Below are 11,941 nucleotides of genomic sequence, written 5' to 3'. Positions count from 1 at the left end.
AAAGCAAAAAGCCGCTGAGCGATCAGCGGCTTTTTTATTGGCAAAATTACGGTAAGACAACGGACGATACCTTCTCCTTATGCGCTTCTTCGGGCGCGCGGTACGCAGTACGCTTGCCCAACTCCGCGATAATAAACGCGAATCTGGCTTCATTAAGTTTATAAAACAGACCCATAACGATGGCCGCGATTATTGCCAGTGCGCAGGGCCAGAGGAAAATGAGTTGCCGCAGACCCAGCAGTGTTGTTGCGCTTTGTTCGATATGGGGCACATAGCCGATTTGCGTAAGCATTATCCCCGGCAGGAATCCGGCGAGGGCAGCGGAGATTTTACGGGAGAAGGTGTAGCCAGTATAAACCGACCCTTCGGCGCGAATACCGGTTTTCCACTCGCCGTAATCGACGGTATCGGGCACCAGTGCCCAGTTGAGGCTGTTCACAAACGCGGTACCGAAAAAGGCCATGCAGGAAAAGAGCACGAACAGCAGGGAGCTGGTGCCCCAGAAGAAGTTCATCACATCCCCCACGGCCCACAGGGCCAGCCCGCTGAGATAGACCGGCTTCTTGCCGAAACGCTTAACCGCGCCAGGCACCAGAAACACGCCCACCAGGATACAGCCCATACTGAAAAAACCCATCCACGACAGCAAATGCAGATCGTTCAGCACGTACTGGGTGTAGTAGACCTGAATGGCCAGCTTGATGTTAAAGGCCGCGAGGGTACAGAGATTGGCGATGCACAACACCAGCAGGGGCGGATTGCGGAAGATGGCACAAAAGGATTTCAGGATCCCAGGCTTATGATGATCGGGCGTGATCTCGACATAGCGCTCTTTCACACCGCTGTAGCACCACCACATGCAAAACAGGCCGCCGGTAACAAATATCAGCGCGGCTACCAGATAGCCGAGGGAGGGTTGATTCACGAACAATGCCTGAATGGGCATAAAGCCGACGGTGCAGAGCAACAGCCCCACCGTGGCGCCGCCCTGACGCCAGGCCGCAAGCTGCGCGCGCTCGTTCGGATTCTTGGTGATCGCCGGTACCATCGCCCCGTAAGAGCAGTTCATCAGGCTGTAGCAGAGGCCGAACATCATAAACAGCACGGTAGCAATGGCCGTTTTCACCGTCAGGCTAAAATCGTTGGCCATAAACTGGGCCGTGGCGACCAGGGCTACCGGAACGGAGGCATAGAGAATAAACGGCCTGAATTTCCCTCTGGAACCGATGCTGCGCCGGGAGTCCAGCAGCACGCCGGTCAGCATGTCGGTAAAGGCGGTGAAGAACTTCGCCACCAGGAAGATAATGCCGCCGTAAAACGCCGGCATGCCCAGCTCGTCAGTGTAAAATTTCAGCAGATACAGCGTGCCGATACAGAGCATCAAATTAGAGCCAAAATCGCCCATCCCGTAGGCGCACTTCTCGCGCAGGCTCAATTTCAGGGTTAACGGATCAGTATTGTGTGTCATGGTCGATCCTCATAGCGCCCCGCAGGGCGCTCGCTCAAGTCATTCATGCCGTACGTTTGCGCAGTTCAATCTCTTCCACAATGCGCACATACATTTTCTCGTTGAGGTTGTAGAAGCAGCCCATCGCCACGATGGTGATGACCGCCAACAGGCTCGGGTAGATAAAGATCAGCTGCCGCAGCCCCTCAACCGTGCCATTGGATTGCACCACGTTAGGCACATAGCCGATTTGCGTGAGCATGATCCCCGGGAAAAAGCCCGCCAGTGCCTGCGACACCTTGCGAAAGAAAGTAAACCCGGTATAGACCGTCCCTTCGGATCGCACCCCGGTGCGCCACTCGCCGTACTCCACGGTATCGGACACCAGCGCCCAGTTCAGGCTGTTCACAAAGGCGGAGCCAAAGAACGCCAGGCAGGAGAACGCTACAAAGCTCACCGACCCGCCGCCGAAGAAGTAGTTGAGCAGATCGCCTGCCACCCAAATCATCAGCCCGCTGATGTAGACCTTTTTCTTACCGAAGCGCCGCACCGCGCCGGGCATCATAAAGACGCCGATAAAAATACAGCCCATGCTGAAGAAGCCCATATATGACAGCAGAATCGGATCGTTGAGCACGTACTGCGTGTAGTAAACCTGTATGGCCAGTTTGACGTTAAACGCACCCAACGTGCACAGGTTGGCGATGCAGAGGATAAACAGCGGGCGGTTACCGGCAATGGCGCGAAACGACTGCAGCAGCCCGGGCTTATGCGTCGCACTGGCGGGCTGCACCTCAACGTAACGCTCGGTCACGCCTCTGTAGCACCACCACATAAAGAACAGTCCGAACAGCGAGAAGAGGGTGGCGGCAAAGATATAGCCCAGCTGGTCATTACCCTCAATCAGGTTCATCACCGGTACAAAGCCCACGGTACACAGCAGCAGGCCCAGCGTGGCACCACCCTGACGCCAGGCCGCCAGCGAAGCGCGTTCATCCGGGTTTTTAGTGATGGCGGGCACCATCGCGCCGTAAGAGCAGTTCATCATGCTGAAGAACAGGCCATACAGCATGAACAGCACCGTCGCCATCACCGTTTTTCCGGTCATCTCAAACGGTGTACCGACGAAATTCGCAATCGCCAGCAAGGTAACCGGGAACGCCGCGTACAGTACGAACGGGCGGAATTTCCCTTTGGGGCCGATCTTGCGCCGGGAGTCGAGCATGATCCCGGTACCCATATCGGTAAAGGCGGTGAAGAACTTGGCAATCAGGAAGATGATCCCACCGTAGGTGCCGGGCAGCCCCAGCACGTCGGTGTAGAACTTCAGCAGATACAGCGTGCCGATGTCCAGCAGGATGTTAGAGCCGAGATCGCCCATCCCGTAGGCGAGTTTTTCTTTAAACGGCAGGCGTAGGGTTGCCGGATCGGATGCGTGTTGACTCATTATTGTTCTCCGTCTGCCCGCAGGTCTCCCTGCGGGCGAGCCTTATCAGATATGACGTAAGGTGCCAAACAGGTCTGCCCATTCACTTTGCTGACGATAAAACACCGGTGGCTTGCCGATAGGGGCGGTGACGGTGATATCACCGCCCTGACAGGTTTCTCCCGTCCACGCATTTACCCAGCTGTCCTCTGGCAAATAAAGCGTCCAGTCATGACGACCCTCTTCGTGCACGGGCGCCACCAGCAGATCGCGGCCAAACAGATACTGATATTTCAGCGAGTAAGTCCGGGCGTCATCCTCGTAGTGCAGGAACAGCGGGCGCATCACCGGCAGGCCGCTTTTCGCGTTCTGCGCGACGGCATCTTTGATATAGGGTTTCAGGGTGGTGAAGACGGTGGTCATCCGCGCGAAGTGAGCGATCGTGTCGGCATCACCATCAAACTGCCAGTTATCACCCGGACGGTTGCCTTCATGGGTACGCATCATCGGGGTGAAGGCGCTAAAGTCGCACCAGCGCAGCAGCAGCTCTTTGCTGCGTTTCATCTCGAACAGGGTGGTGTACCCGCCGATGTCGCTGTGGTGCAGGCCATGCCCGGTCATCGCCAGCGAGAGCGCCGCCGGAACCACCGATGCCAGGCCGTCGTCCAGACTCCAGTCGACGTTTTGATCGCCCGCCCACATCATCACCGAGTGCTTCTGGCTGCCGGTGTAACCCGCACGCATAAAGAACAGGATCTCCCCAAGCTTGCCGGTCTCTTCCAGCGCCTCGTAGTTACATTTTGCCCACAGCGCAGGCCAGGCGTTATGCATGATCTCCGCGCTGACGCCGTTATGCAGGAAGGTGTCTGTCGGCAGATACTCACCGAAATCGGCCATCCAGCCGCTGCAGCCCAGCTCGATCAGGTTCTTTTTAATAACCTCTTTGTACCAGTCGTAAGCTTCCGGGTTGGTCAGGTCGATCACGCCCGCGTAGAACTCGCCGAACTCGACGTGGTAGTCCTGGCCGTCGGCGTTTTTGGTCAGATAGCCGCGCGACGAGGCCGCTTCGCACAAATCACGATCGCTGGCGACATAGGGGTTGATATAGGAGAGGAACTGCACCCCTTCCTGTTTCCACTGCGCAATTCGCTCATTAAGCTGTGGATAAAGCTCGCTGTTCCACTTCCAGTTCCACATCACCCGTTTGCCGAATGAGGTCATACGGATCCCGGACCAGTCCTGCGCCCAAATGCCGTTCACCTTCACGCCGCCGTTGCGCATGACATCGAGCTTTTGCTGGCACACGTCGGTGCCGCCCTGAATGCCCAGCGTCACGCCATCGTATACCCAGTCCGGCAGCTCGGGCTGACGGCCCAGCAAGCCGGTGAGTTTTTCCAGCAGATCGACATAGGTTTCGGCACAGTCGAAGCGCAGCGTGGCGTTATCTTCCCAGAACGCCAGCTCGTGGAAGTTCGGCGCACTGAAGTCGAAATTCATGTAGCAGCTGTTATCGACGTGGCAGTAGTACTTCTGGGTGCTGACGAAGGTCGGCTGCGGGAAGAAGGTCCAGTAGTAATCGCCGCCCGCGTTCTCTTTGCAGTCCGCCTGCCAGGTCACCAGGGTCTGCTTGTTACGGCCCACGCCCTGCTCGCTGGTCCACAGCGGGAACGGCTTGCCGCGCAGATCGAAGTACGAGAACTGCTCCCCGCAGCCGTAGATATGATCTTCAGGCTGAGCCGCCAGCCGCAGCCAGATACGGTTATGGCTGGTGGCATCATTTTTAAGCTTCAGCTCCAGACGGCCTTCCGTATCCACGCCCACCAGCAGCGTGGCGCTTACCGCATCGCCGCGGGTAAAGCGGATTGCCCAGCCCGAGGTTTGCTGCGTGACGGTGGCGTCCGTCAGGGCAATCTTTTCGTTAAGCTTGTCTTTAATGCTGAAATTGCCGCGGAACATCTCAATATCGGCCTCACCGGCGCCGATCCACAGGCAAGGGGCTCCGGCGGAGTGGGACAAAATCAGGCGGTCCTGCCAGCGCAGGGTGAAACCACTTTCGTTATTTTTCAGGTCAATATTGTGTAGGGTACGCATAAAAACTCCGACTTTATTATTTGGCCTGGCTATCCAGTAATCCGGCGGCAACGGCAGGGGCTAACCCCGGCGCCAGCGGCAATCGGGGGATCACCAGGCAGTGCAGCAGATGATAAATATCCTGCTTGCCGTCCCAGACCTTAGTGGTCACTTCGTTATTGGTATCCAGTTCCTGCCACCAGGAGCCATTTTCGTAATCCATCAGGTATTTGATGCAGTAATCCCACCACTTCTGATACCAGGCTTCGTACTGCGCCTCGCCGGTGACGGTATAGAGCGCCCAGGCTGTTCCCATCGCTTCGACGATCGGCCAGCGCACGCGTTCGCGGACGATCGGCTTGCCATCCCAGTCCACGGAGTAGACAAAACCATCTGCCCCGTCGGGCGCCCAGGCGTCACGAATGGTGGCGTGGAACAGCCCTTTGGCATCTTCCAGCAGCCATTCCGGCGGCGTTTCAAAGCGTGCTTCCAGCGCGGCGCGCAGGTGCAACATCAGGCGGCCCCACTCGATCCAGTGCCCCGGCGTACCGCCGTAAGCGCGGAAACGGTGCGCCGGGTTGTCGATGTTGTAGTCGCGGATCGGGTTCCAGTCGGTGTCGAAATGCTCGTTGACCCGATACTCACCTTTCCGGGCCACGTCGTGAATAATCACCGAGGCGATGCGCAGGGCACGGTCGAGCCATTTACGGTCGTGGGTCACGTCATAGACGATCAGGAAGGCTTCCACGGCGTGCATATTGGCGTTGCCCCCGCGGTAGTCTTCAGTTTTGCTGAAGGCTTCATCCCAGGACTCGAGGCACATCTGCTCCTGTTCGCTCCAGAAATAGCGCTCAATCACCTCGATGGCATCGTCCAGCAGCTTACGTGCCTGCGGATGACCGGTGGTGACGGCGCTCGCCGCCCCCAGCAGCACGAAGAAGTGCTGGTAGCCCTGCTTGGAGGCATCAATCACGCCTTCATCGTTGACGCAGGCGTACCAGCCCCCGTGTTGCTTATCGCGCAGCGGGCCATTCAGGGCGTTGATGCCGTGCTCCACCAGGGCGTAAGCGCCGGGGCGGCCCATGTTTGCGGCGACCGCATAGACGTGCAGCATGCGGGCGGTGATCCACAGATGGGTGCCCATATCGCTGCGGATCTGACCGTTGTTGCCCAGCCAGCCAAAACCGGTGGGGACTGCGGCGTTTTTGCCAAAATCGAGAATGCGGTCGGTCTCTTGTTCGAGCCAGCGGTTATGGCTCAGGGTATTAAACCATTTCATGTTCGGGTCCTTTCTTAACGGCGGGCCATCATTTCGTCGACGATCTCGCCCAGACGCTGCAATTTTGGTACGGAAATATCGCGGAGCATCAGGTCCGTGTCCGGCAGGCCAATCACCGATGACCAGACGGCGCGACCGGCTAAGAAGCCGGAGGCTCCCGCCTGCATCGCCACACTCACCGCGCGGGGGAACAATTTATCGTCCACCCCCGAGGAGAGGATCACCCACGGCATGGCGATGTTGTCGTTCAGCCTTTGTGAGGCGGCCAGCAGCGCCTGCTGCGTGCCTTTGCCGAACAGCGGCATCTCCACCTTATAGAGATCGGCCCCGCTGTCGCCCAGCTCTTTCGCCGCATCGATGATGGCCTGTTCGCGGTCAAAACCGGCACCGCGACGCGGCGGACGCACCACCGGCTCGATAATGCTGAGCAGCCCGTTGTCATGGCACAGCTGATTAAACGTCGACACCATCTCCAGACGCTGCTGCGGATCTTCATCGCTTCGCCACAGCACCAGCAGTTTCAGCGCTTTGCCACCATCGCGTCTGACCGCCCGGGCATCAATATTTTTATCAATCACCACGCTGTCGACGGGTATGCCGTTCCCGGGAATAAACTCATCAGCCGCCACAATCATCGCGCAGCTCCTGGCGACCGCCTGCTGCTCAACGATCTGGCGATAGCAGAACTGCTGGTCGACCAGGATAGCGGAGGCGTACGGCGACAGGATTTTGGCTGCGTTGACCTTAAAATCTGTCAGATGCTTATCGGTCACCGGCACTGGCGCACCTGCCGCAGCAAACATCAGGCGCATCGCTTCACGCTGGTCGACGGCCAGCATGGCAAAGCCGCCGGAAGGTCGAGTGATATCTTTCAGGGTGTACATCGTCATTCCTCAGTCCTTACTTATCTGTGTGATTATTCAGCCCGGCGGATGCGCGAACCTGTTCAAGAATGGCCGTCCAGTCTTCGCGTCCGCGTCCGGCGGCGCGCGCCTGGTTGTAGACTTCGCGGGAGGCAGCCCCCAGCGGCATCGGGACGTGGAGCTGGTTTGCCACGTCCAGTGCGATCCCCAGATCCTTATGCGCCAGATCGATCATAAAGGCCGGGGTAAGATCCCCTTTCAGGACCTTATTCGGCCAGGAGGTCGTGAAGTGGCCCTTACCTGCAGGGGTGCCGCTCATCACTTTCAGGGCCACATCAAAGGAGAGGCCGAGCGCTTCGCACAGGACGGCGGCTTCAGCAGAAAGTGCGTTCAGGGCGATACTCATATAGTTATTGATAAGCTTCACGCGGATACCCATCCCCGGTCCGCCAGCGTTAATCAGTTCATTGCCCATCGCCATTAAGACCGGTGTTGCACGCTCAACCTGTTGGGTCGTGCCGCCCGCCAGCAGAAGCAGCGTTCCGGCGATGGCATGGTCTGATGTGCGCCCGACAGGTACGTCCATCAGGCTGAAACCCTGCTTAGCCATGTCGCGGATCAGCGCGTCGGTCTGCAGCGGGTGGATGGTGGACATATCAATCGCCAGCGCGTCGCGGGATAGCCCCTCGCAAACGCCGTGCTCACCGAACAATACGGTGCGCACCAGGTCGCCGTTTGGCAGCATGGTGATGACAAACTCGGCATCGGTTGCCGCCTGCGCAGGGGTTGCCGCTGCCTGAGCGCCGCTGTCTGCCAGCGCCTGAACCGCCTGGGGGTTTACATCGAAGACGCGAAGCTGGTGGCCCTGTTTCAACAGATTCTTCGCCATTGGCGCGCCCATCTGTCCTAAACCGATAAAGGCAATTGCTGACATGCTTCTCTCCTGTCACATCGTGTCAATTATTGAGCGTTTGTGTTGTCTGTTTTTGATCGTATTTGTAATTTATAGTCAAAAAATTGACACGGGTCACTTTTTAAACATTTTGTGAAATTAAAATGAGAGCATCAGAAAACGCAGAAGGAATCACCATGACTCGCATTGTTTGTGTCGGCATTACCGTGCTGGATCGCATCTGGTATCTCGATGATTTACCGAAAGAAGGTGGAAAATATGTCGCAAAAGATTATACGGAAGTGGGCGGAGGCCCGGCGGCAACGGCGGCGGTGGCAGCTGCAAAACTGGGAGCGAAAGTGGATTTTATTGGCCGGGTGGGGGATGACGATACCGGCAGAAGATTACTCGCGGAGCTGGAATCCCTGGGGGTAAATACGCGTCACACCCTCGTCGTAAAAGGGGCCCGCTCGTCACAATCGGCCGTGCTGGTGGATGCAAGTGGTGAGCGTGTTATCGCGAATTACCCCAGCGCCGATCTTCCTGTGACGGCAGACTGGCTTAAGAATATCGACTTTTCGCAGTGGGATATGGTCTTAGCCGATGTACGCTGGCATGAGGGGGCCAGGCAGGCATTTACCCTTGCCCGTCAGCAGGGCGTGCCAACGTTGCTTGATGCAGATGTCACCCCGCAGGATATCGCTGAACTCGTTGTTCTGAGCGATCATGTGGCTTTTTCTGCACCGGGCCTGAAGCGTTTAACGCAGGTTGATGATCCACTCGACGCGTTAAAAAAAGCACAAACGCTCACAAATGGACATGTGTATGTCACCCAGGGCCGTGATGGCTGTTACTGGCTCGAGAATGGCGAGCTTCGCCATCAGCCCGGCTTTCCCGTTGACGTGGTTGATACGACGGGAGCCGGGGATGTTTTTCACGGCGCGCTGGCGGTGAGCCTGGCGCAACAAACCCCTTCAGCAGAGGCCGTGCGTTTTGCCAGTGCCGTCGCGGCACTGAAATGCACCAGGCCCGGTGGGCGCGCAGGTATACCCGACTGTGATCAAACCCGCTCTTTTTTGTCACTTTTTGTATAAAATGCGGGGCGTGATGGTTTTCAGAGGACAGCCCATGAGCCTTACCGAACTGACCGGCAACCCGCGGCACGATCAACTGCTGACGCTGATTGCCGATCGTGGCTATATGAACATTGATGAACTGGCGAATCTGCTGGATGTTTCCACGCAAACGGTGCGCCGGGATATCCGCAAACTGAGCGACCAGGGGCTGATAACACGTCATCATGGCGGTGCAGGCAGGGCTTCCAGCGTGGTTAACACGGCGTTTGAGCAGCGCGAAGTCTCCCTGACTGAAGAGAAGCGGGCGATAGCCGAGGCCATTGCTGACTATATTCCCGATGGCTCGACCCTGTTTATCACCATCGGCACGACGGTTGAACACGTTGCCCGGGCGCTGCTTAACCATAACCATCTGCGTATCATCACCAACAGCCTGCGGGTTGCGCATATTCTCTACAAAAATCCGCGCTTTGAGGTGATGGTGCCCGGCGGTACGCTGCGGCCACACAACGGGGGCATTATCGGGCCGGCGGCCACGGCATTTGTGTCTGGATTCCGGGCCGACTACCTGGTGACCAGCGTCGGGGCGATTGAACCCGACGGTGCGCTGATGGAATTTGATGTCAACGAAGCCAGCGTGGCGAAGACCATGATGGCCCACTCCCGGCATATTTTACTCGCGGCCGATCATACGAAGTATCACGCCTCTGCTGCGGTGGAGGTCGGTAACGTGGCGCAGGCCACGGCGCTCTTCACCGATAAACTTCCCGGCTCTGCCCTGCAAACGCATCTGAAATCCAGCAAGGTTGAGGTCGTTGAAGTGAATCCGGGTGATGAACAAGAGGCCGGTTAACGGTTTTTGCTTTCACGGCCTGCGGGCCGTGCCTTCCTTTCTCTAAGCTGGCGCTGGCGCATAGCCAAACATCTTCTTTCCCGCTACAGTTACTTTTCACGGCGAAAAGGAGAAACACATGCTCTATATCTTTGATTTAGGAAACGTAATCGTCGATATCGACTTCAATCGTGTGCTGGGAACATGGAGTGATTTCAGCCGCGTTCCGCTGGCGACGCTTAAGCAAAGTTTTACGATGGGCGACGCCTTCCATCAGCATGAGCGCGGTGAGATTTCGGATGAACAATTTGCCGAAAAGCTCTGCCATGAGATGGAACTCCCCCTCAGTTACGAACAGTTCTCCCACGGCTGGCAGGCGATTTTTGTCGGCATTCGTCCCGAGGTGATTGCCATCATGCACAAGCTGCGCGAGCAGGGGCATCGGGTGGTGGTGCTGTCCAATACCAACCGTCTGCACACGACTTTCTGGCCGGAAGAATATCCTGACGTGAAAGCGGCGGCGGACAAGATCTATCTGTCTCAGGAGATGGGGATGCGTAAACCGGAAGCGCGGATCTACCAGGCCGTTCTGCAGGCAGAAGGATTCTCTGCCGCCGACGCCATCTTTTTTGACGATAACGTCGATAATATAGAGGGAGCTAACCAGTTGGGTATCACGTCAATTCTGGTGACCGGAAAACAGACGATCCCCGACTACTTTGCGAAGCAGTTATGCTAAAAACCGTTCATCAAAAAGCCAGCCACCACACCCGACCGCTGCGTGCGTGGCTAAAACTCCTCTGGCACCGCATCGATGAGGACAACATGACCACGCTGGCAGGTAACCTCGCCTACGTGTCGTTGTTGTCGCTGGTGCCGCTGGTGGCCGTTATTTTTGCCCTTTTTGCCGCCTTTCCGATGTTTTCGGATGTCAGCCTGCAGCTCCGCCATTTTGTCTTTGCCAACTTCATGCCCGCCACCGGGGATGTGATTCAGAATTACATCGAGCAGTTTGTCGCTAACTCCAGCAAGATGACCGCGGTTGGGGCGTGTGGGCTTATTGTCACCGCGCTGCTGCTGATGTACGCCATTGATAGCGCGCTCAATACCATCTGGCGCAGCACCCGGGCACGCCCCAAAGTTTACTCGTTTGCGGTGTACTGGATGATCCTGACCCTGGGGCCGCTACTGGCCGGGGCCAGCCTGGCGATCAGCTCTTATCTGCTCTCGTTACGCTGGGCCAGCGAACTCAACAGTGTGATTGACGATGTGCTGCGTATCTTCCCGCTGCTCTTGTCCTGGCTCGCGTTCTGGTTGTTGTACAGCATTGTTCCTACCACGCGCGTACCTAACCGGGATGCGATGGTGGGGGCGATGGTGGCCGCTCTGCTTTTCGAACTGGGCAAGAAAGGCTTCGCGCTTTACATCACCATGTTCCCCTCCTATCAGCTGATTTATGGCGTGCTGGCAGTGATCCCCATTTTGTTCCTCTGGGTTTACTGGACGTGGTGTATCGTCTTGCTTGGCGCCGAGATTACTGTCACTCTCGGGGTATATCGCGAACTAAAAAAAGCGGCCGAAGCCGAAAAACGACGAGAAGCAGACCAACCATGATTGCATTAATCCAGCGCGTAACCCGTGCCAGCGTCACCGTGGAGGGAGAGGTGACGGGTGAAATTGGCCCAGGACTTTTAGTCTTGTTAGGTGTCGAAAGGGATGATGACGAGCAAAAGGCCAACCGCTTATGCGAGCGCGTGTTGGGGTACCGTGTCTTCAGCGATGCGGAAGGCAAAATGAACCTCAACGTGCAGCAGGCGGGGGGCAGCGTGCTGGTGGTGTCGCAGTTTACGCTGGCAGCCGATACCGAGCGCGGCATGCGCCCGGGCTTCTCAAAAGGAGCGGCGCCGGATCGGGCAGAAGCGTTATATGAATACTTTGTTGACCGTTGCCGTCAGCAAGAGATGCATACACAGACCGGACGATTCGCTGCAGATATGCAGGTCTCGCTGGTAAATGATGGCCCCGTCACGTTCTGGCTCCAGGTATGAGTGAGCTG

At 57.2% G+C, this 11,941-nt stretch carries 11 protein-coding genes; 5 read left to right on the top strand and 6 right to left on the bottom strand.

The annotated features are described in order from the left end of the window. Positions 1-46 precede the first annotated feature (46 nt). Genes G7090_RS23290 through yihU form a run of 6 tightly spaced genes read right to left on the bottom strand, consistent with a single transcriptional unit; the run spans position 47 to position 8,019 of the window. Entirely contained in the window at positions 47-1,468 is a 1,422-nt protein-coding gene (locus tag G7090_RS23290; protein WP_166184956.1) for an MFS transporter, read from the bottom strand. Between the two features lie 43 nt (positions 1,469-1,511). Further along, complete coding sequence (locus G7090_RS23285; protein WP_166184952.1) at positions 1,512-2,894, bottom strand: MFS transporter; 1,383 nt, start codon at positions 2,892-2,894, stop codon at positions 1,512-1,514. Positions 2,895-2,939: 45 nt separating this feature from the next. Then, entirely contained in the window at positions 2,940-4,964 is a 2,025-nt protein-coding gene (locus G7090_RS23280) for an alpha-glucosidase (RefSeq protein WP_166184949.1), read from the bottom strand. Positions 4,965-4,980: 16 nt separating this feature from the next. Next, the gene (yihS, locus tag G7090_RS23275) at positions 4,981-6,222 is read right to left on the bottom strand and encodes a sulfoquinovose isomerase (protein ID WP_166184946.1); all 1,242 of its coding nucleotides are present in this window, start codon (positions 6,220-6,222) and stop codon (positions 4,981-4,983) included. Positions 6,223-6,236: 14 nt separating this feature from the next. Beyond that, positions 6,237-7,112, bottom strand: coding sequence for a sulfofructosephosphate aldolase (yihT, locus tag G7090_RS23270; protein ID WP_166184944.1), 876 nt, complete (start codon positions 7,110-7,112; stop codon positions 6,237-6,239). Positions 7,113-7,122: 10 nt separating this feature from the next. After that, on the bottom strand, positions 7,123-8,019 hold the full coding sequence (gene yihU / locus G7090_RS23265) for a sulfolactaldehyde 3-reductase (protein ID WP_166184941.1): 897 nt from the start codon (positions 8,017-8,019) through the stop codon (positions 7,123-7,125). 155 nt (positions 8,020-8,174) lie between these two features. Between yihU and G7090_RS23260 the strand changes: the two genes are divergently transcribed. From G7090_RS23260 to dtd, 5 genes are all read left to right on the top strand, one after another. Then, a complete protein-coding gene (locus G7090_RS23260) occupies positions 8,175-9,071 on the top strand; it encodes a sugar kinase (RefSeq protein WP_166184938.1) in 897 nt (298 codons plus the stop codon). A gap of 34 nt (positions 9,072-9,105) precedes the next feature. After that, positions 9,106-9,906: a DeoR/GlpR family DNA-binding transcription regulator gene (locus tag G7090_RS23255; protein WP_166184935.1), complete on the top strand. Its 801-nt coding sequence runs from the start codon at positions 9,106-9,108 to the stop codon at positions 9,904-9,906. Between the two features lie 118 nt (positions 9,907-10,024). Continuing rightward, positions 10,025-10,624 (top strand): glucose-1-phosphatase, encoded by a 600-nt coding sequence (gene yihX, locus G7090_RS23250; protein WP_106995738.1) that lies wholly within the window; start codon positions 10,025-10,027, stop codon positions 10,622-10,624. After that, positions 10,618-11,499, top strand: coding sequence for a virulence factor BrkB family protein (locus tag G7090_RS23245; RefSeq protein WP_106995739.1), 882 nt, complete (start codon positions 10,618-10,620; stop codon positions 11,497-11,499). The genes yihX and G7090_RS23245 overlap by 7 nt, the downstream gene beginning before the upstream one ends. Further along, positions 11,496-11,933 carry a D-aminoacyl-tRNA deacylase gene (gene dtd, locus G7090_RS23240; protein WP_106995740.1) on the top strand — a complete coding sequence of 146 codons (438 nt, stop codon included), beginning with the start codon at positions 11,496-11,498 and terminating at the stop codon, positions 11,931-11,933. Before G7090_RS23245 ends, dtd begins: the two co-directional genes overlap by 4 nt. Positions 11,934-11,941 lie beyond the last annotated feature (8 nt).

The sequence above is a fragment of the Leclercia sp. 29361 genome, assembly GCF_011290365.1.
GTDB classification, from domain to species: domain Bacteria; phylum Pseudomonadota; class Gammaproteobacteria; order Enterobacterales; family Enterobacteriaceae; genus Enterobacter; species Enterobacter tamurae.
The sequence above is the reverse complement of the archived record's forward strand: the minus strand, read 5'-3'. Positions and strand labels throughout refer to the sequence as shown.

What these genes read in the sequence shown, in the direction of transcription:
- dtd (WP_106995740.1), top strand. Translation starts at nt 11,496, where the DNA reads ATGATTGCATTAATCCAGCGCGTAACCCGTGCCAGCGTCACCGTGGAG.
- G7090_RS23290 (WP_166184956.1), bottom strand. Translation starts at nt 1,468, where the DNA reads ATGACACACAATACTGATCCGTTAACCCTGAAATTGAGCCTGCGCGAG.
- G7090_RS23260 (WP_166184938.1), top strand. Translation starts at nt 8,175, where the DNA reads ATGACTCGCATTGTTTGTGTCGGCATTACCGTGCTGGATCGCATCTGG.
- G7090_RS23280 (WP_166184949.1), bottom strand. Translation starts at nt 4,964, where the DNA reads ATGCGTACCCTACACAATATTGACCTGAAAAATAACGAAAGTGGTTTC.
- yihX (WP_106995738.1), top strand. Translation starts at nt 10,025, where the DNA reads ATGCTCTATATCTTTGATTTAGGAAACGTAATCGTCGATATCGACTTC.
- yihU (WP_166184941.1), bottom strand. Translation starts at nt 8,019, where the DNA reads ATGTCAGCAATTGCCTTTATCGGTTTAGGACAGATGGGCGCGCCAATG.
- yihS (WP_166184946.1), bottom strand. Translation starts at nt 6,222, where the DNA reads ATGAAATGGTTTAATACCCTGAGCCATAACCGCTGGCTCGAACAAGAG.
- G7090_RS23245 (WP_106995739.1), top strand. Translation starts at nt 10,618, where the DNA reads ATGCTAAAAACCGTTCATCAAAAAGCCAGCCACCACACCCGACCGCTG.
- yihT (WP_166184944.1), bottom strand. Translation starts at nt 7,112, where the DNA reads ATGACGATGTACACCCTGAAAGATATCACTCGACCTTCCGGCGGCTTT.
- G7090_RS23255 (WP_166184935.1), top strand. Translation starts at nt 9,106, where the DNA reads ATGAGCCTTACCGAACTGACCGGCAACCCGCGGCACGATCAACTGCTG.
- G7090_RS23285 (WP_166184952.1), bottom strand. Translation starts at nt 2,894, where the DNA reads ATGAGTCAACACGCATCCGATCCGGCAACCCTACGCCTGCCGTTTAAA.